The organism is Bauldia sp. (genome assembly GCA_037200845.1).
GTDB lineage: Bacteria > Pseudomonadota > Alphaproteobacteria > Rhizobiales > Kaistiaceae > DASZQY01.
The window spans coordinates 2,517,002-2,536,036 of sequence record JBBCGQ010000001.1; the positions used below are offsets into that span (position 1 = coordinate 2,517,002).

At 67.2% G+C, this 19,035-nt stretch carries 18 protein-coding genes, 1 other RNA gene and 1 pseudogene; 3 read left to right on the top strand and 17 right to left on the bottom strand.

Annotated elements, in window-relative coordinates; translation table 11 throughout:
* Positions 1-55: 55 nt before the first annotated feature.
* Genes murG through WDM94_12545 form a run of 10 tightly spaced genes read right to left on the bottom strand, consistent with a single transcriptional unit; the run spans position 56 to position 11,263 of the window.
* Positions 56-1,144, bottom strand: coding sequence for an undecaprenyldiphospho-muramoylpentapeptide beta-N-acetylglucosaminyltransferase (gene murG / locus WDM94_12500; protein ID MEJ0013415.1), 1,089 nt, complete (start codon positions 1,142-1,144; stop codon positions 56-58).
* Between the two features lie 2 nt (positions 1,145-1,146).
* Positions 1,147-2,301, bottom strand: a complete 1,155-nt coding sequence (ftsW, locus tag WDM94_12505) for a putative lipid II flippase FtsW (protein MEJ0013416.1) — start codon at positions 2,299-2,301, stop codon at positions 1,147-1,149.
* Positions 2,301-3,704 carry a UDP-N-acetylmuramoyl-L-alanine--D-glutamate ligase gene (gene murD, locus WDM94_12510; GenBank protein MEJ0013417.1) on the bottom strand — a complete coding sequence of 468 codons (1,404 nt, stop codon included), beginning with the start codon at positions 3,702-3,704 and terminating at the stop codon, positions 2,301-2,303. Before murD ends, ftsW begins: the two co-directional genes overlap by 1 nt.
* A complete protein-coding gene (gene mraY / locus WDM94_12515) occupies positions 3,701-4,786 on the bottom strand; it encodes a phospho-N-acetylmuramoyl-pentapeptide-transferase (protein MEJ0013418.1) in 1,086 nt (361 codons plus the stop codon). Before mraY ends, murD begins: the two co-directional genes overlap by 4 nt.
* Before the next feature lies 1 nt (position 4,787).
* Complete coding sequence (locus tag WDM94_12520; protein MEJ0013419.1) at positions 4,788-6,245, bottom strand: UDP-N-acetylmuramoylalanyl-D-glutamyl-2,6-diaminopimelate--D-alanyl-D-alanine ligase; 1,458 nt, start codon at positions 6,243-6,245, stop codon at positions 4,788-4,790.
* Positions 6,242-7,699, bottom strand: coding sequence for a UDP-N-acetylmuramoyl-L-alanyl-D-glutamate--2,6-diaminopimelate ligase (locus WDM94_12525; GenBank protein MEJ0013420.1), 1,458 nt, complete (start codon positions 7,697-7,699; stop codon positions 6,242-6,244). Before WDM94_12525 ends, WDM94_12520 begins: the two co-directional genes overlap by 4 nt.
* A 59-nt stretch (positions 7,700-7,758) precedes the next feature.
* Complete coding sequence (locus tag WDM94_12530; GenBank protein ID MEJ0013421.1) at positions 7,759-9,414, bottom strand: penicillin-binding protein 2; 1,656 nt, start codon at positions 9,412-9,414, stop codon at positions 7,759-7,761.
* The gene (locus WDM94_12535; protein MEJ0013422.1) at positions 9,411-9,761 is read right to left on the bottom strand and encodes a hypothetical protein; all 351 of its coding nucleotides are present in this window, start codon (positions 9,759-9,761) and stop codon (positions 9,411-9,413) included. The genes WDM94_12530 and WDM94_12535 overlap by 4 nt, the downstream gene beginning before the upstream one ends.
* Entirely contained in the window at positions 9,762-10,781 is a 1,020-nt protein-coding gene (gene rsmH / locus WDM94_12540; protein ID MEJ0013423.1) for a 16S rRNA (cytosine(1402)-N(4))-methyltransferase RsmH, read from the bottom strand.
* The gene (locus WDM94_12545; GenBank protein ID MEJ0013424.1) at positions 10,781-11,263 is read right to left on the bottom strand and encodes a division/cell wall cluster transcriptional repressor MraZ; all 483 of its coding nucleotides are present in this window, start codon (positions 11,261-11,263) and stop codon (positions 10,781-10,783) included. Before WDM94_12545 ends, rsmH begins: the two co-directional genes overlap by 1 nt.
* Positions 11,264-11,568: 305 nt before the next feature.
* On the opposite strand from WDM94_12545, the gene WDM94_12550 reads away from it, so the two are divergent.
* Positions 11,569-11,865: a nucleotidyltransferase domain-containing protein gene (locus tag WDM94_12550; protein ID MEJ0013425.1), complete on the top strand. Its 297-nt coding sequence runs from the start codon at positions 11,569-11,571 to the stop codon at positions 11,863-11,865.
* 2 nt (positions 11,866-11,867) lie between these two features.
* The gene (locus WDM94_12555) at positions 11,868-12,221 is read left to right on the top strand and encodes a HepT-like ribonuclease domain-containing protein (GenBank protein ID MEJ0013426.1); all 354 of its coding nucleotides are present in this window, start codon (positions 11,868-11,870) and stop codon (positions 12,219-12,221) included.
* A gap of 24 nt (positions 12,222-12,245) precedes the next feature.
* Here WDM94_12555 and WDM94_12560 read toward each other — a convergent pair whose 3' ends face one another.
* The 5 genes and pseudogenes from WDM94_12560 to WDM94_12580 all read right to left on the bottom strand — a co-directional run bounded on the left by WDM94_12560 (position 12,246) and on the right by WDM94_12580 (position 15,574).
* A complete protein-coding gene (locus WDM94_12560) occupies positions 12,246-12,773 on the bottom strand; it encodes a hypothetical protein (protein ID MEJ0013427.1) in 528 nt (175 codons plus the stop codon).
* 102 nt (positions 12,774-12,875) lie between these two features.
* Positions 12,876-13,335: RNase P RNA component class A (rnpB, locus tag WDM94_12565), an RNA gene on the bottom strand.
* A 254-nt stretch (positions 13,336-13,589) separates the two neighbouring features.
* A pseudogene (locus tag WDM94_12570) lies at positions 13,590-13,898 on the bottom strand (transglycosylase SLT domain-containing protein).
* Between the two features lie 216 nt (positions 13,899-14,114).
* Positions 14,115-14,852 (bottom strand): N-acetylmuramoyl-L-alanine amidase, encoded by a 738-nt coding sequence (locus tag WDM94_12575; protein MEJ0013428.1) that lies wholly within the window; start codon positions 14,850-14,852, stop codon positions 14,115-14,117.
* A gap of 2 nt (positions 14,853-14,854) precedes the next feature.
* Positions 14,855-15,574, bottom strand: coding sequence for a TerB family tellurite resistance protein (locus WDM94_12580; GenBank protein MEJ0013429.1), 720 nt, complete (start codon positions 15,572-15,574; stop codon positions 14,855-14,857).
* 75 nt (positions 15,575-15,649) lie between these two features.
* On the opposite strand from WDM94_12580, the gene WDM94_12585 reads away from it, so the two are divergent.
* Positions 15,650-16,534, top strand: coding sequence for a DMT family transporter (locus tag WDM94_12585; protein ID MEJ0013430.1), 885 nt, complete (start codon positions 15,650-15,652; stop codon positions 16,532-16,534).
* A gap of 21 nt (positions 16,535-16,555) precedes the next feature.
* Here WDM94_12585 and WDM94_12590 read toward each other — a convergent pair whose 3' ends face one another.
* Positions 16,556-17,995: an Ig-like domain repeat protein gene (locus WDM94_12590; protein MEJ0013431.1), complete on the bottom strand. Its 1,440-nt coding sequence runs from the start codon at positions 17,993-17,995 to the stop codon at positions 16,556-16,558.
* Positions 17,996-18,404: 409 nt separating this feature from the next.
* The gene (locus WDM94_12595; protein ID MEJ0013432.1) at positions 18,405-19,031 is read right to left on the bottom strand and encodes a hypothetical protein; all 627 of its coding nucleotides are present in this window, start codon (positions 19,029-19,031) and stop codon (positions 18,405-18,407) included.
* Positions 19,032-19,035: the final 4 nt, after the last annotated feature.

Sequence of the window (19,035 nt, forward strand, 5' to 3'; positions counted from 1 at the left end):
CCCCTTGCGGGAGGGTCAAAACCGCGCAGCGGTTTTGGGGAGGGGTCGAGCTCGATCATGCGGCGACCTGTTCCACCAGATCGGCGAGCCGGTCAACTGCGTCCGGCCTGCCCTGCCCTTTGGCGGCCGCGGCGGCGACCGTCAGCCGCTCCGGTTCCTTCATGGTGCGCACGATCTCGCCGGCGAGACGCGCCGGGGTCAGCGCCGCCTGATCGATCAGCCAGCCGCCGCCCGCCTCGGCCAGCACCGTGGCGTTGGCCTTCTGATCCTGATCGAGCGCATGCGGCAGCGGCACCAGTATCGCCGGCCGGCCGATGACCGCGAGCTCGGCGCAGGTCGAGGCGCCCGAGCGCGAGACGACGAGATGGCTCGCAGCGATCCGCTTCGGCATGTCGGAGAAGAACGGCTGCAGGTCGGCGTTGATGCCCAGCAGATCGTAGCCCTGACGGACACGGGCGATATCCTCGGGCCGGCACTGCTGCGTGAGCTTCAGGATCGCCTGCATGTCCTTGCCCATCAGCGCGACGGCGGCGGGCATCAGATCGGAAAAGAAACGCGCGCCCTGACTGCCGCCGAAGACGAGCAGGCGGAACGGATCGGCGGCGCTACGTGCGGGATAAGGAGTCGCGGCAGCTTCGCGCACCGCAGGGCGAACCGGGTTGCCGGTCTGCACGACCTTGGCGGCCAGCGCCTCGGTGCCGCCGACCTTGGCGAAGCTGGTCGCCAGCCGCGTGACGCGCTTGGCGAGGAAGCGGTTGGCGCGGCCGAGCACCGCGTTCTGCTCATGCACGATGGTCGGGATCTTGGCCGACGCGGCGGCAAGGATCGGCGGCACGGTCGGGTAGCCGCCGAAGCCGATCGCCACGTTGGGCTTGATGCGCTGGACGAGAACGCGCGACCGCAGGGCGCCCCAGCCCAGCGACGCCAGCGCCGTCACCAGTCCGACCGGCGAGCGTGTGATCGTCGCCGACTGGATGAAGTGAATCTTCTCCGCCGGAAAATCGTGGCCGTAGGTTTCGACGCGGTGGTCGGTCGCAAGCTGCACCCGCCAGCCGCGCGCCTTGAGCGCCAGCGCCAGCGACTCCGCCGGAAAGAGATGGCCGCCGGTGCCGCCGGCGGCGATCAGGACGAGACGACCGGCCAACGTCAGGCCGCCGTGACTTGCGGCTCGGCGGCGAGCGGTTGGCGGACGCGGCGTGCCTCGGGCTTGCGCCGCGTGAAGGCGAGCAGCAGACCCATGCCGAAGGCGACCGCGATCATCGACGAGCCGCCGTAGGAAATGAACGGCAGCGTCATGCCCTTGGCCGGCATCAGGTTGAGGTTGACCGCGATGTTGATCACCGACTGGACGCCGAACAGGACGACCAGCCCGGCCGAGGCGAGGCGCACGAACGGATCCTCGCTCCGCGCGCTCCGCGACAGGCCGCGGAACACGATAAGCGCGAAGACCGCGACCAGCGCCAGGCAGACGATGATGCCGAATTCCTCCGCCGCCACCGCGAAGATGAAGTCGGTGTGCGCGTCGGGCAGCACGCGCTTGACGATGCCCTCGCCCGGCCCCTGCCCGAACCAGCCGCCGTGCATGATCGAGTCCAGCGCCTTGTCGACCTGGAACGTATCGCCCGACTGCGGCGACATGAACCGGTCGATGCGCTGCGCGACGTGCGGCAGCATCGTGTAGGCGGCGAAGGTTCCCGCGACCGCGACGACGCCCAGCGCCGCGATCCACACCCACGACATGCCGGCGAGGAAGAACAGCGCGCCCCAGGCGAGCGTGATCAGCATCGTCTGGCCGAAGTCGGGCTCGGCGATGAGCAGCGCCGCGGCGATGGCGAGCAGGATGAGCGCGAAGATGTTGCCCGGGATGTCGGTGCGGACGCGGCTTTCGGCGAACAGCCAGGCGACCACGACGACGAAGGCCGGCTTCATGAACTCCGACGGCTGCAGCGACAGGCCGACGAGGTTGATCCAGCGGCGCGAGCCCTTGACCTCGAAGCCGACGAACAATGTCGCCAGCATCAGCATGAGCGCGACGAGCAGCACGACCATCGCCGTGCGCCGGGCATTTCGCGGGCTAAGGAAAGACGTCCCGATCATCACCGCGAGTGCCGGCACGAAGAATTCGACGTGCCGCTTGACGAAGTGGAAGCTGTCGTAGCCGAGGCGCTCGGCCACCGCCGGCGAGCCGGCCAACGATAGAACGACGCCACCCAGCATCAGCACGATGACCGCGCCAAGCAGGTATTTGTCGACCGTCCACCACCACTCGGAAAATGCACTTCTGTTGGCGCGGCTGACCATCAGGCAGCCCTCCCCTGGCTGGTGACCCCGTTGAGCTGACGCACGAGCAGGCGGAAGGCGTCGCCCCGCCGCTCGAAGTTCTGGAACTGGTCGTAGGACGCGCACGCCGGCGAAAGCAGCACGGTCGGATCACCCGGCCGGTTGTCGTCGGCGGCATCCGCCGCCGCGGCGTTGACCGCGTTCTGCAGCGTGCCGCACATCTGCCACGGCACGTCGTCGCCGAGCGTGTTGGCGAAATCCTTTGCCGCCTCACCGATCAGGTAGGCTTTCTCGATGCGCGGGAAGTATGGCTTGAGGCTGGCGATGCCGCCGGCCTTGGCGCGGCCGCCGGCGATCCAGTAGATGCGCGAGACGACGGCGAGCGCCTTGGCGGTGGCGTCGGCGTTGGTCGCCTTGCTGTCGTTGATGAAGGTGACGCGGCCGCGGCGGCCGACCTCCTCCAGGCGGTGCGGTAAGCCGGCGAAGGTTTGCACCTGCGTCGCGATTTCGGCGTCGCTGAGGCCCGAGGCGCGGCAGACCGCGATGGCCGCGGCGGCGTTCTGCGCGTTGTGCTGGCCGCGCAGCGTCGAGATGCCGTCGAGCGACATGAACTTCACCGCGTTGCCGTTCGAGGCGACGTAAATGTCGGCGCCCTCGGCGTAGACGCCGTCGGCGAGCGGCCGCCGGGCCGAGATGCGGATGACGCGTTTGCCCGCGCGTTGCAGGCGGTCGGCCGTCGACTGCGTCCACTCGTCGTCGATCGCGATGACCGCGATCTCCGACTGCGCCACCAGCCGCTCCTTGATGCGCGCGTAGGCGGCAAGCGTGCCGTGGCGGTCGAGATGATCGGGCGTGATGTTGAGCAGCACGCCGATCGACGGATTGAGGCTGGGCGCCAGATCGATCTGGAACGACGAGCACTCGATGACGTGGTAGCGCCCGGTACGCGGCGGCTCGAGCGACAGGATCGCGCGGCCGATATTGCCGCCGAGTTCCACCTCGCGCCCGGTGGCGGAAAGGATATGCGCGATGAGCGCCGTCGTCGTCGACTTGCCGTTGGTGCCGGTGATGGCGATGAACGGCGCCGCGGGCACGTTGCGGGTGCGCTCGCGGCAGAACAGCTCGATGTCGCCGATGACCTCGATGCCCGCCGCGCGCGCCGATACCACCGGCCACGCCGGCTTCGGATGCGTCAGCGGCACGCCCGGCGCCAGCACCAGCGCCGCGAAACTCTGCCAGTCGGCAATCCGCAGATCCTCGACTGGTACGCCCGCCGACGCCGCGGCATCGACCGACACGGCGCTGTCGTCAAAGGCCGACACCAGCGCGCCGCCGGCGATGAGCGCCAGCGCCGTCGCCTTGCCGCTCTCGCCAAGGCCGAAGACGGCGACGTTCTGGTTGCGGAAGGAGAAGACCGGGATCATCGCAGCTTGAGACTCGAGAGGCCGACGAGGGCGAGGACGACGGCGATGATCCAGAAGCGGATCACGATCTGGGATTCCGTCCAGCCGAGCGCCTCGAAATGATGATGGATCGGCGCCATGCGGAAGACGCGCTTGCCCGTCAGCTTGAACGACGCGACCTGCACGATCACCGACACCGCTTCCAGCACGAACAGGCCGCCGACGATGGCGAGCACGATCTCCTGCTTGATCGCGACCGCGACCGCGCCGAGCAGGCCGCCGAGCGCCAGCGATCCGGTGTCGCCCATGAAGATCGCCGCCGGCGGCGCGTTGAACCAGAGGAAGCCGAGGCCCGCACCGAGCAGCGCGCCGCACACCACGGCCAGTTCGCCGGTGCCCGGCACCGGGTGGATCTGCAGGTAGTCGGCGAACACCGCGTTGCCGGCGAGATAGGCGATGAGCGCGAAGCTCGCCGCCGCGATCATCACCGGCACGATGGCGAGGCCGTCGAGGCCGTCGGTGAGGTTCACCGCGTTGCCGGCGCCGACGATGACGAACGCCGCGACCGGCACGAAGAACCAGCCGAGGTTGATGACCGCGTCCTTGAAGAAGGGAAAGGTGAGCTCCGTCGCCAGGGGCTGCGTGCCGATGTAGGCGAAGGCGATCGCCGCGACGATGGCGATGGCCGCCTCGATGGCGAGCCGGGCGCGGCCCGAGTAGCCGCCGGCGGTCGCCTTGGTGACCTTGAGGTAGTCGTCGTAGAGGCCGACGGCGCCGAAGCCGATGGTCACGAACAGCACCACCCAGACGTAGGGGTTGGTGAGGTTCGCCCACAGCAGCGTCGTGACCACGAGGCCGGACAGGATCATCAGGCCGCCCATGGTCGGCGTGCCCTTTTTGGTGAGCAGGTGGCTCTGCGGACCGTCGGCGCGGATCGGCTGGCCCTTGCCCTGACGCATGCGCAGCGCCGCGATGATCGTCGGCCCGAACAGGAAGACGAACACGATCGCCGTCACCGTCGCCCCCGCCGTGCGGAACGTGATGTAACGGAAGATGTTGAGGACCGAGAGGTGCTCGCCGAACTGGCCGAGGTAGTAGAGCATCTTAGGCGGTTTCCTGTTCCTGCTTGTCCTCGAGCGTCGCCTGCGCAGGAGCAAGGCGCGCCTTGATGGCTTCGACCAGTGGGCCCATGCGGCTGGCGTTGGAGCCCTTGACCATGACGATATCGCCGGGCGCCAGCGTCCCGATGACGGCGCCTTCGAGTTCCTTGGCCGTCTCCGCGTAGCCGCCGCGGACGCCGGCGGGCAGCGCATCCCACAGCGAGCGCATCAGCGGGCCGGCGAGGAAGACGGCGTGGACGCGCGCCGCCTCGATCGCCTCGGCGAGCGCCGCGTGCATCTTGGCGCCGTCCTTGCCGAGCTCGCGCATGTCGCCGAGCACCGCGATGCGGCGCGCCGATTTCTTCACCTCGGCCTGGCCGAGCGTCGCGATGGCGGCGCGCATCGAGGCCGGGTTGGCGTTGTAGCTTTCGTCGATCAGCGTCGCCTCGCCGCCGCGCGGGAACACGAGCTTGTGGCGCTCGCCCCTGCCCTTCGGCGGCCGCATCGAGGCGAAGGCGAGACACGCCTTCGCCATGTCGGCGCCGAGCAGCGACACCGCCCCCAGCACCGCGATCGAATTCTGCACGAGATGGCGGCCGGGCGAGCCCAGCTTGTACGATACCGCTTCGCCGAGCACCGTTGCCGAGACGCAACTGCATTCCGGCTTGAGACAGACTTCGTCGAGCCGCAGGTCCGCCTTCTTGTGCTCGCCGAAGGAGACGATGCGCTCGACGCCGGCTTCCTTGGCGAGCTTCGCGAGCAGCGTGTAGTGCGGATTGTCGCGATTGAGGATCGCCGCGCCGCCCTTCTCGATGCCGAGAAATATTTCGGCCTTGGCGCGCGCGATGTCCTTCACCGTCTTGAAATATTCGAGATGCACCGGCTCGACGGTCGTGACGATCGCGATGGTCGGCCGCACCATCTTGACCAGCGGCTCGATCTCGCCGGCGTGGTTCATGCCGATCTCGAACACGCCATACCTGGCCGACGCCGGCATCCGCGCCAGCGTCAGCGGCACGCCCCAGTGATTGTTGAACGAGGCCGGCGAATAGTGCACGTCCCCGTCCGGCATCAGCGCCGCGGCAAGCATCTCCTTGGTGCTGGTCTTGCCGACGCTGCCGGTGATCGCGACGATGCCCGCAGTGGAGCGCACGCGCGCCGCGATGCCAAGATCGCGCAGCGCATCCATGACGTCATCGACGATGGTGAGGCAGCCCTTGGCCCGCGCCAGGCCCGACAGGCGGCTGTCGGCAATCACCGCCGTCGCCGCGCCCTTGGCGAGCGCCATCAGCGCGAAGTCGTGGCCATCGTGCACGTCGCCCTTGATCGCAAAGAACGCGTCGCCCGGCTGGATGGTGCGCGTGTCGATCGATATGCCGGTGACGGCGTCGGGCGCGCCGCCGAGGCGGCGTCCGCCGGTCGCCTTGAGGAATGCGTCCCAGGTCCACAGCGGCGCGCTCATGCTGCCGCCTCTTCGGCGGCGAGCGCCGCCACCACCGTATCGCGGTCGGAGAACGGGATCGTCTTGCCGCCGACGATCTGCCCAGTCTCGTGGCCCTTGCCCGCGACCACCAGCACGTCGCCGGCACCCAGCATCTTGACCGCACGCCGGATCGCCTCGCCGCGGTCGCCGATCTCGATCGAGTCCGGCGCCGCGTCGGCAATCGCCTTGCGGATCGCGGCCGGGTCCTCCGAGCGCGGGTTGTCGTCGGTGATGATGACGACGTCGGCGTTGGCGGTGGCGGCGGCGCCCATCAGCGGCCGCTTGCCGGCGTCGCGGTCGCCGCCGGCGCCGAAGACGACGAACAGCACGCCCTCTGTCATCGGGCGGAGCGCACGCAACACGCTGACCAGCGCGTCGGGCTTGTGGGCATAGTCGAGGAACACCATGGCGCCGTTGGATTTGGAGCCGATCAGCTCAAGCCGCCCGGGCGCGCCCTTGAGCTCGGCGAGCGCATCCAGCGCGTCGAGCGTATCGATGCCGGCGCCGATGGCGAGGCCCGCCGCGACCAGCGCGTTTGACGCCTGGAAAGCCCCGGCGAGCGGCAGCATCACTTCGCGCTCCTTGCCGAAGGCGCTGACGATGAGCTGCTGGCGAAAGCCTTTCGGGATGCGCGAAACGAGCTTCAGTTCCTCGCCCGCCTTGCCGGTGCGGATGAGGATCTGGCCGCGATCGCTGGCGACCTTCTCGACCGCCGCGGCGTGCGTGCCGTCCATGTCGATGACCGCAACGCCGGAGGCCGGCAGCACGGTGTCGAACAGGCGCAGCTTGGCGGCGAGATACGCCTCCACCGTCGGGTGGTAGTCCATGTGGTCGCGGCCGAGATTGGTGAACGCCGCCGCCTCGAGCTTCAGCCCGTCGACGCGGCGCTGGTCGAGGCCCTGGCTCGACGCCTCGATCGCCGCATGCGTGATGCCGCGCTCGGCCAGCTCGTCGAGCAGCGTGTGCAGCGCGACCGGATCCGGCGTCGTCATGGTGCCGTACTCGGTGCCCGACGCGGTGACCACGCCGAGCGTGCCGATGCTGGCCGCCTGGTTTCCGTCGGCGGCGAAAATCTGGCGCGCGAAATCGGCGACCGATGTTTTGCCGCTGGTGCCGGTGACGGCGACCAGATGCGTCGGCTGGAAGGGACGGAAGCGCGCCGCGATCAGCGCCAGCGCCCGGCGCGGATCGGCGGCGCGGAGAATCGGCACGGTCGTGACCACCGGCACGTCGGTGGCGGCGAGTACCGCGACCGCGCCCCTGGTCACGGCATTGGCGACGAAATGCGTGCCGTCGGTGTTGGTGCCCGCGACGGCGACGAACAGCGACTGGGCCTGGATCGTCCGGCTGTCGGCGGAAACGCCCTTGATATCGATGCTGCCGGCGCCCTCGGGCACGGTCACATCGGAGGGGACGAGGTCCTCAAGGAGCATTGCGGTCGCCGAAACCCGGTTGTGCGGTTCAAGTCATACGCTCCCGGCCGGCGGCGAAACTAGTTCGACACCAGAAGGGGGCTCAGTTCAGTGTCAGTACGCGGCTCGACCCCGAGCAGCGCCGCCGAACGGCGGATAATCGCGCCTACCACCGGTGCCGCATTCGAGCCGGCGGTAGAACCCGCACCCTGTTTCTCGGCTTGCGGATCGTCAAGCACTACCAGAACGACGTACTGCGGATCGTCGATCGGGAATGCGGCGAGGAAGGAATTGATCCGATGATTGTCGGAATAACGGCGGTCGATGACTTTTTGGGCCGTTCCGGTCTTTCCGCCGACCATATAGCCCGGGACATCGGCAGATTTGCCGGACCCCTTCTCGACGTTCAGGCGGAACAGATAGCGAAGCTGGTCGCTGGTCGTGGGCTTCACAACCTGCACGGCGAGCGCCCGCGCCTGCTCGATGGTGCGCGGCTCGAAGGTCGGCGGGATGAGGTAGCCGCCGTTGACCAGCGCGGCGTCGGCGACGGCGGTCTGCATCGGCGTGACCGCGATGCCCTGCCCGAAGGCGACGTTCATGGCGGTGAGGTCGGTCCAGCGCGGCGGCAGGATCGGGCTCGCCACCTCCGGCAGGTCGGTCTGCAGGCGGGTAAGCAGGCCGAGCTTGCGCAGGTACGCCTGCTGCTCCTCCTTGCCGACCTTCATCGCCATGCGCGCGGCGCCGATGTTGGACGAGTAGATGAAGACTTCCGGCACGGTCAGCGGCCGCGACTTGGCGTGGAAGTCGTGGATGGTGAAGCCGCCGATATGGATCGGCGTCGAGGCGTCGATGACATCGCTCATCTTCACTTCGCCTGAGTCGAACGCCATCGCGAAGGTGAAGCTCTTGAACACCGAGCCCAGCTCGTACGCGCCGGCAGTCATCCGGTTGAGGCGATCGGGATCGTGCGCGTCGACCGGGTTGTTGGGGTCGTAGTCCGGCAGCGACACCATCGCCAGCACTTCGCCGGTGTGCGCGTTGAGAATGACGCCCGTCGCCGACAGCGCCTTGTAGCGCACCATCGCATCGGCGAGTTCGTCGTGCACGATGTGCTGCACGCGCACGTCGATCGACAAGGGAACCGGCGCGATGTCCTCGGTCGTCGCGAAGCCGGCTGAGTGGAGATCGGCGAGGCCGTGATCGTCGACGTATTTCTCGAAGCCGGCGATGCCCTGGTTGTCGACGTTGACGAGGCCGACGATGTGCGCGGCAGTCGGCCCGCCCGGATAGAAGCGGCGCGACTCGGAGATGAAGCCGATGCCCGGGATGCCGAGCTCATGGATCTGGCGCTGCTGGTCCGGCGTGATCTCGCGCTTGATCCAGACGAAACCGGCGTTGGTGGCGAGTTTCTGGCGCACCGCCGTGGCGTCGAGGTCGGGCAGCACGCTCGACAGGAGCTCGGTCGCTTCGTCCGGATCGAGGATGTTGCGCGGCTCGGCGTAGAGCGACGACATCTTGATGTCGGTGGCAAGGATCTCGCCGTTGCGGTCGACCAGATCGGGGCGCGAGGTGGCGAGCCCGGCATTGGCGGCGACGCCGGCCGCCTCGTTAGGGGCAGGCGTCAGGCCGAACATGATCAGGCGGCCGACGACGACGCCGAACGCCAGCAGGAAGATGACGGCGGCGACGCGGATGCGCCCGCGCATGCCGTCGGCGGTCTGCGGCTTCGGGTTCATGGCTGCTCCCCTGAAGCCAGCCGCGCCAGCGTCTCGCCGGCCGGCATCGGCGCCGACACCTTGCGCAGCGGGATCTCGCCGATGCTGGCGATCTGCTTCGGCGAGAACGGCTGGAGCTGGAAGTGATCGGCGTATTTGTCGACCACCGACTGCAGGCGCGACGGCTGCGTCAGCAGGCTCCACTCGGCGCGAAGCAGCGCCAGCTTGTCCTTCTCCTTGGCGATATCGGTCTGCAGGCGCGCCACCTTGTCGGCTGCCATCTCGGCCTTGTGCTTCAGGTCGTAGGTGACGGTGGCGCCGATGATCATCACGGCGAGCAGCACGAAATTGAAAATGCGGCGGATCATTTACGCCCTCCCCGAACCGAACGACGGCAACGCCGGGACACCCAACTCGAATTCATCGACGGCACGCGCCGGCGCCGCCGTGCGCTGCGCAGCGCGCAGGCGCGCCGAACGGGCGCGCGGGTTGGCGCGCACCTCGCGCTCGGACGGCTCGACGCCGCTTTTGGCGAGCAGCGTGAACGTCGGCGGCGCGACGATTGCTTCCGGAACGTGCCGCGAGCCGCTGCTCTTCTCCGCCGAGCGGTCGGCGAGGAAGCGCTTCACGATGCGGTCTTCCAGCGAGTGGAACGAGACGACGACCAGCCGGCCGCCCTCGCCCAATATCCGCTCGGAGGCGGCCAGCGCTTGCGCCAGCTCCTCCAGCTCGCGGTTGACGAAAATGCGCAGCGCCTGGAACGTCCGCGTGGCGGGATGAATCTTGTCGGCACCGCCGCGGCCGATCGCCTTCGACACAATCTCGGCAAGGTCGGTCGTGGTCGCGATGGGGCCGCCGGAACGGGCCCGGTCTATAGCGGCCGCCACCAGCCGCGCCTTCTTCTCTTCGCCGAGCACCGCGATGACGCGGGCAAGGTCGCCGCGCTCCATCTGGTTGACGACATCGGCCGCCGTCGGCCCTTCGTCGCCCATGCGCATGTCGAGAGGGCCGTCGTTGCGGAAGGAGAAGCCGCGCTCCGCCGTATCGAGCTGCATGGAGGAGACGCCCACGTCGAGCACGACGCCGTCGACGCGCTCGTGGCCATGCGCCCGCGCGATCTCGTCGAGGTCGGAGAAGCGGCCTTCGACCAGCGTCAGCCGCTCATGCGGCTCCGCCGCCGCAATCGCGGTCGGGTCGCGGTCGATGGCGATGACCGAGGCACCGGTGGCGAGGATGGCTTCGGTGTAGCCCCCTGCCCCGAACGTCCCGTCGATGATTAGTCCACCGGCGACAGGCGCGAGGAACCCAAGGGCCTCCTCGATGAGAACCGGAACATGGCGAGCCAGTCCGCCAGCGACACCGCCGCTCGGTGTGCCGCGACCCGCCATCAGTCTTCCGTCCTCTGACTTGCGCCTGTCGCGCGGTGGCTTGGGCCGAGCCGCTTCCGTATGTCGCGCAACCGGTTCTTGGCCTCTTCCCGGTAGGCGACAAAACGGTCCGGTTCCCAAATCTGAAACTTGTAGCCCTGCCCCACGAACGTGACTTTGTCCGCGATGCCCGCGTGCGCCTTCAGCGCGTCCGTCAGCACCACGCGCCCGTCCCCGTCGATCTTCAGGATCTCGCTCTCGCCGATCAGCGTCGTCGACAGCAACTCGTGATCCTCCGAGAACGGCTCGAAGTTGGCGAGGCTCGCCCCGATCGTCGCCCGGAAGCGGTTTCCCCCCGCGTCCACTGCCTGGCGATCCAGCGTCGGGCAGCAATAGAGTCCGTCGAAGCCATCGACCGCCAGCACGGTCCGGTACGACGCCGGTATCGAAACGCGACCTTTGGCGTCCAGCCGGTTGGTGAATGTGGAAACGAACTCGTCCATCGCCCTCGCCCGTGACTCCATGATCCCGGGTGAGCCCGCCTGCCGGAACGGGCCGGAAGGGCCGGCCTAAGCCGCCAATTTCCGGGATTTCATGGGATACCATGGGATTTTCCGGGCCGTCAATGGAAACCCGTGACAACAAAAGGAAAAACGGCGCCGGTACGCGGTCACCAGACCCGGCGCCTGGCCATGATCAAAGACGGTTAGGCTTAAGATTCCGTTCGGCCGGTGGCACGGCGTGCGTCCCAATTTGGACGGGGCCGCTAATGGTGCCGAAACTGGTCGCCGCTTATATTAGTGGTGCCATGAACCGCGACACCGCCATCGCCAAGCTGAAGGAGAACGCCGATGCCGTAAGGGCACTCGGCGCGACCGCGCTTTATTTGTACGGATCGACGGCGCGGGATGAGGCGACAGCGGATAGCGATGTCGATGTGTTCATCGAGTATGACGAAGGAAAACGATTTTCACTCCTCGACCTAGTTGGCATTCAGCAGGAGCTGGAAGAGCGTCTGGCGACCAAGGTCGATGTCTCGATTCGCAAGGGCATCCGACCGGAGTTTCGGAAATTCGCTGAGAGCGATGCGATAAGGATATTTTGAGCGTGCGGAAATTGGTCCGTCCGTATCTCAATGACATCCTCGGCGAAATCGCTGACATCGACGGCATCATGCAAGGCAAGTCGCTGGGCGACTATGACAGCGATCGACGCCTGCAGAAGGTTGTCAAGCGCAGCATCGAAATCATGTCGGAAGCTGCACGACGCATTCCGCAGGAGCTCTGCGATTCCCGGCCCGAAGTGCGCTGGCACCAAATCCGGGCGATAGGCAATGTTCTGCGTCACGAATACCGCGATGTCATCAACGGCATCCTCTATGCGGTCATCCGCGACGATCTCCGCGCGCTCAAAGCCGCCATCCTCGCCATCGACGCCACCCTCGACGAGCCGCGCGAATAGCCTGAACCGCGCGCAACGCTCGAGCTATTCCGGCGCTCCCTTCTTTTCCCGTTCCAGACGGATCACGTGGGAAAGGAAACCCACGTAGTCGTCCACGGTCCTTACGTCATTCGAGGCTTTCGCATACGCGGACGTATCCAGGTCGGGCACGCCAAGTTCGCTCAATCTGCTCCGCGCTAGCGAGGCGAAGTCCTCCGGAAGAAATCCCAAGGTCTTCTGAATCAAATCGTATCTTTGGACCGGATGGCCCCGATCGCGGGAAATATCCAGGTACGCCGCTTCGATCGCGTCGCGTTCCCATCCGGAATCCGAAAATTCCGCCTCGATGCTCTGGAAGCTGAGGTGGCTTCGCGACGTTGCTCGACGGCGCTGAAAGAAGCTTGAAAGCGCGACAACTGCTGCAATCTGCGCAAAAGCTCCCAAAACGACATAGGGAATTGGGACGCGCGCGAAGAGCAGAACAAGCGGAACGGCAAACCAACACGCCGCTCCCAACATCTGGTCGCCGACCGAACTGATTAAGCCTTTCAGGGTTGGCGGTTGCCTGCTCATGCATCGCTTTCTTAGCACGGCAGGGTAGCAAGCCGCGGGAATAATTCCCGGCCAAAACGGGTGGGGCCGCCGTCCTGTTCGGACGACGGCCCCTCATCGTAATGTGCCAGTTGGCCTGTAAGCCGGGTTCTGTACGGCGGCGGTTGCCCGCCGCGTGACGGCCATTCTTCTTGGACACCGGTTGCCCGGCATCTCGCGCTACCTACCCGGACGACCAGCCAGAAAACAGGCCTGAGGCTATGAACCTCCGTCGTCCCTATTCGGTATTGCTCCCGGTGGGGTTTGCCATGCCGGCCCTGTTACCAGCGCCGCGGTGGGCTCTTACCCCACCCTTTCACCCTTACCCGCCTTCGCCCCTTGCGGGGCTCCGTCGTGACGCGCCCGATGAAGGGCTTGCCACGCCGTAGCAGCGAAGCTGCGCCGGCGGGCGGTCTGCTCTCTGTGGCACTTTCCCTGAGGTCGCCCTCGCCGGCCGTTAGCCGGCACCGTGTTTCCATGGAGCCCGGACTTTCCTCCCCGGCATCCTTTCGGAACTTGCCGGAGCGGCCGTCCGGCCTACTGACGACAGTGCAGATGGCAGTCCGCCGGCCCCGGGTCAACCCGAAGCCGGCGGATTGGTTGGCGTTTGCTTGAGGCTTACTGCAGCGACGCGAGCAAGACCTGGAAAAGGTTGCCGCCGCCGGTGTTGTCGTTCGCGACCGTGGCGTTGCCCCGCACGCTCGACGGAGCAACCGCCGCGACGCGGATCGCCTTGGCGTGCTTGGCGCGGGCGCCGATCTCGAGCTTGGCGACCACGCTGCGGCAGTAACCCTTGATCAGCCGCTTGGTGTAGAGGCCGCCGTTGTAGCGCGAGAGCGTGCCGCACTGCGATCCGCCGGCAAGGCGCTGCGCCTGGCCGAGATACTTCATGCCCCATTTTATGTTGGTCGCCGGGTCGTAGAGCGCCTTGCGGGTGCCCGTGTAACCCATGCCACGGGCGGTTTGCAGCTTGATCTGCATGAGGCCGATCTCGCCCGCCCGACCCGTTACCCGCGGGTTGAAGTTGCTCTCATGGCGGACCACGGCCCTGGCCAGTTCGACCGGGATTCCGTTGGCTGACGCGTGGGTCGCGATGAGGGCAGCGTAGGCTTCGGGATTGCCGGCTTGTGCTTGGGAGGAGATGGCACCGGCGATGGCTAGGAAGAAAACGGACGCAAAAACGGTACGGAAGGCATTTCGCATGTCTTGGCATTCCCCGATGGTTTTGGTGAGGCCGCGAACCCATCGGGGAAAGCGCCCGGAAATGGGGCGCGCCAAGTCACTTACCGTCTCTTAACTGTAAGAAAATGTTGCCTTGCGGGATTAATTTCGCCGCATTGCGAGAAGGTTACCTAGGGTAGCAATTGTGCTCCGATCGGCGATGCCGTCGACCCGTTCCGGGCGAAAATGGCGCTGGAACGCCTTTACGACCGCCTCGGTAACGCTGTCGAATTCGTTACCGGGATCAAGGCCATAGCCGTAGCTGGCCAACGCGGCACGCAAATTTTCGACGCCCGCCCCGCGTTCACCAAACCGGAGACTTTGACCCCCGTTAATGGTTTCCGCGGGAACCCATAGGCCGACGCCGGCCTCCGCCAGCGTCTGCCACGGGAACAGTTCGCCGGGGTCGTCTTTCCGCATTGGGGCTATGTCGGAATGCGCCAGCACGCGATCCGGCGCAATCGCATGGCGGGAAAGGATGTCCCGGCACAGCGCGATAGTCGCGGCAATCTGCGCCTCGGGGAACGGCCGGTAGCCGAACTGGTGACCGGGATTGGCGACCTCGATCCCGATCGAGCGCGAATTGACGTCGGTTTCACCCGCCCAGGAAGACTGCCCGGCGTGCCAGGCGCGGCGCTGCTCGTCGACCAGTTGGGCGAGCCGGCCGTCCTCATAGACGAAGTAGTGCGAGGAGACCGCCGACTCCGGATCGCACAGCCACTTCAGCGCCCGCTCGTCGGAGATCATGCCGGTGTAATGGAGGATCAGCATGTCGACCGGCTTGCCCGGCGCGCGTTCGCCGTGGTTGGGCGACGGGCTGTGCTCGATCGCGAGCGCCATCCTCAGTTGGCCCCCGCCGTCGCCGCGCGGCGCTGGCGCTCGATCTGCTCATAGGCGCGGTTGATCGTCGCCAGCCGGTCGTTGGCTATGGCGATGAAGTCGGCCGGCAAGCCGCGCGCGATGAACCGGTCGGGATGATTTTCGGCGACAAGTTTTATGTACTGCGACCGGATCTTGCTTTGCGGCCAGTGACGGCCGACGCCCAGCACCATGTACGGATCGCCTTCCGGCCCGACGACATGGCGCGCCGCTACCCGCTCGAACGCCGGGCCGCGGATGCCGAAAATTTCCGCCACCGATTCCAGGAACGCCAGCTCCGCTTCGTGGACCGCCCCGTCCGCCTTGGCGATGAAGAACAGGCCGTCGAGCACGTCCTCGAGCGTCGCCTTGTCGTCGGCGTAGAGCGTCGCGACGCGGTGCGCGTAGGCGTCGTAGCCGGCGACGTCGCGTTTGGCGAGATCGAACAGGCGGGCGACATGGCCCGCCTCGCCCGCCGGCATGCTGAAGATGTTGCGGAAGGCGGCGACCTCGGATTGCGTCACGACGCCGTCGGCCTTCGCCATCTTGGCCGACAGCGCGATGAGCGCCGTCGCGAAGGCGACCTGGCGCCGCGTCGCTGCATCCGGGATCGCCCCGAACAGCGCCCCGGTCTTGGCGAGCAGCGCGCCCAGCGCATCGACGCCGCTCTCGGCCGCCTGACCTATCCAGTTCCACAAGCTCATGGCTGGAAGCTTAGGCGAATCGCGCCGGCCGTGCGAGACAGGGCCGCCACGACGCTTTATGCCTTCGTTACACCGATGCTTCAGAACAGCCGCACCCTTGGCCTCCTGCTCGGCCTTGTCGCCGTCGTCATGTTTGGCGGCTCGCTGCCGGCGACACGCATTGCCGTTGCGTATCTCGATCCCTGGTTCGTCACCGCGGCGCGCGCGACCATCGGCGGCGTGCTGGCGCTAGGCACCCTGGCGGTGAACCGGCCGCGCTTTCCGCGCGAGCACACCGCCCGGCTGGCGCTGATCTCGGCCTGCCTCGTCATCGGCTTTCCGGCGATGATGGCGATCGCCTCGGTCACCGTGCCGGCAGCGCACGGCAGCGTCATCCTGGGTCTCCTGCCGCTCGCCACCACCGTCGCCGCGGTGCCGCTGGCCGGCGAGCGCCCTTCCCTATTCTTCTGGATCCTGAGCCTCGCCGGCGCCGGGCTGGTCGCCGCCTTCGCGCTGCGCGACGGCAACGTCGCCATCGTCACCGGCGACATATTCCTGGCGCTGGCGGTGACGCTGACCGGCGTTGGCTACACGCTGTCCGGCGTGATGTCGCGCGCCATGGCCGGCTGGCAGGTGATCGCCTGGGCGCTGGTGATGGCGCTGCCCTTCGCCGTCGTCGTGACGGTGGCGCTGTGGCCGGCAGACGCGGCGAGCGTGCCGCTGCCGGCGTGGATCGGCCTGATCTACGTCGGCGCGATCTCGCAGTTCATCGGCTACGCCTTCTGGAACGTGGCGCTGGCGACAGGCGGGGTGGCACGCGTCGGCCAGTTGCAACTGGTGCAGCCCTTCGTCTCGATGGGGCTGGCCGCGCTGTTCCTGAAGGAAGCCGTCGATGGCGAGATGATCGGCTTCGCGCTGGCCGTAGTCGTCGTGGTGGCGCTCGGCCGCCGCGCCGCTGTCGGCCAGCGCGCCGTCAGCTAGGGCACAGCAACGACGGCAGGGTCAGAACGGCAGGCCGGCGCGGGCGCGCGCCGACCAGGCGACGTAGCCGCCGCCGACGCCGCCGAGTTCGCCGTCGATGCCCAGCGTGGCACCGGACGACCAGCGAACCGAAACTCCGGTGGTCGCACGGGCCGACCAGCCGTCGATGAAGGAAACCGCGCCGTTGCTCGCCGCTGCACCGCCTTGCGAAAAGCGATAGTCGCCAAAGGCCCCGAGGTAGGCGCTGAGAGTCGCCGAGCCGCCGATCGGATTCTGCCAGGTGACCCGGCCGCCGCCGCTCGCGCGGCCTGTGCCGAACTCGTTGGCTGCATGCGCGACGGCTAGGCTGTCGGTGTAGGCCGCCTGGCTCTCCCACAGGCCATAGACGCGCGCCGACGGCTCGAACGTGAACGCGCCGGCGGCCAGCGCGCCGGAAAGGCCGGCGGAGCCAAGCCAGCGCACACCGCTGAACGATCCCGTCGCAGCACCGGCGACGGCGTCATAGGCGATGGACGACCGCACTACGGAGACATCGAGGCGCGGGCCGTCGTCGGGGCGCCAGCCGGCATAGCCGCCCGCCGACCAGCCAGAGCCCGTAAGCCTGCCGCCGAGCGAGGCAAAGCCGTAGTCGAACCGCTCGTAGCCCGCGAGCGCGCCGACGACGAACGTCGCGTTCGGACGGAAGCCTATCCCGGCGATGGCGTTGGTCTGGTTGCCGGCGATGCTGGCGCCGGGGTCGACGTTCCACCCGCTCTGCTGCGCGTCGAACCACACGTTCCAGCGCGGGTCGTTACGCGCGATTGCGCCGGATGCCGCATTGTCGGTGCCCTTCTCCGGGCCGAAGGCGAGACGGAAGCCGTTGTCGTTCATGGCGAAGGTCTGGCCCGACGAGCCGAACCCGTCCTCGACGGCTCCAGCGACCGCGTCTGAAGTCGCCGCGCCCGTGGTCGTCGCGACCAGAGTGGAGCCCTGCCCCTGCACCTCGGAAAGGTGCTGGCTGTCATTGGAGGCGGCCGTCACGGTCTGGATAAGCTGCGGCGACGTGCTCGTCGGGAAGTCGGAATTGCCGCTGTAGACCGCGGTGATCGTATGGTCGCCGACGGCAAGCACCGCCGTCGTAAGGGTGGCGACGCCGCCGCTCAGCGTGGCGCTACCCAGCGAGTCGGAGCCGTCCTTGAATTCGACGGTGCCGCCTACGGCGCCGCTGCCACCGAATCCGGAAACCACCGCGGTGAAGGTCACCGCCTGTCCATCGACGCTGGGGTTCAGTGACGAGCTGAGCGTGGTCGTACTGGTGGCCGGCGCCTCGGCGGCCGTGCACGAATAGGTGAAATCCGCCGCCCCCACACTATTAGTGGCCACGAATAGCGTTATCGATGAAGCGACCTCGCTTGCCTCGATCACCAGCGTCGCAACACCGGTAGCGGCATCGACGAACGCATGCCGACCGCTAGCCTGCACGAGGACGTTCGTGTCAGACTTGATATTCTCAATTGGCTGCCCGGTTATGGTGATCGTTTCTCCGGCCGAAAACGGCCCATCAATGATGTGGCTCGTAGACGCGTTAAGGCCGGAGAGGTTGTCGGACTGAAAGTAGTAGATCTTGATGATTTGACACCCGACGGACGGAAGTGTCTCCGCCTGCGCCGACCCGCCCATGAGCCCAAGCAGCGCCACGCCAAACAGACCGAGCGCGCCGAGCAAGCGCCGCCGGCCATTCCCCCCGAAACCCCACATGACACAATGCTACGCAACAAACGCCGCGCAGAGAGCCTAGCAAGCGTCGGCGATCTTGGAACGACGTACTATCGCTGCCTGCCCAAATTCGGGACGAAGCAGCATTCCAGCCACATTGGCGAAAATAGGAAGCCTACGGCTTCGTCGCCTTGAGGTCGTCGAAGGCGAAGGTGGCGGCGTCCTTTTCCGGCGAGCCGGCGAAGAGACCGATCTGCTGGCCGTTGTCGGGCGCCGACCCTGAAAATTTCTTGAACTCGGTGCCGTTGACGTAAAACGTCGCGTCGTCGCCGGTGGTGGTGACGCGCAGTTCGTTGGTGGCGCCGTCGCCCTTGTTGGCGTTCGGCGCGTCCTGCCAGTTGACCTGCGCCAGCCACTTGCCGCGCTGCCGCCGCCACACCGATGCCTTGCCGTTCGGCGCCAGCTCGAAGACGTAGAAGTTGTTGACGTCGGCGTACCAGAAGATCGGCCCGGCCTTGGCCTCGGTCGGGTCGATGCCGGTGACCGTCGTCACGTTCACGCACATGTCGACGTCGTCGTACATACCGGCGTTATTGGCGACCCAGACGTACGTGCCGACGGCCGGCGTCAGCACGAGCTGACCGGCCTCGACCTTCACCGTCGCGCTCGCCTGCCCCCACGTCGGCTGCAGCGAATCGAAGGTGTCCGCGAACAGCACGTCGAGCCCCGGGCAGACGGCCGCCGCGGGCCCGAGGCCCGCGAGGCAGAGCGCGGCGGCAAGGACGAACGTGCGGGCAATCATTTCG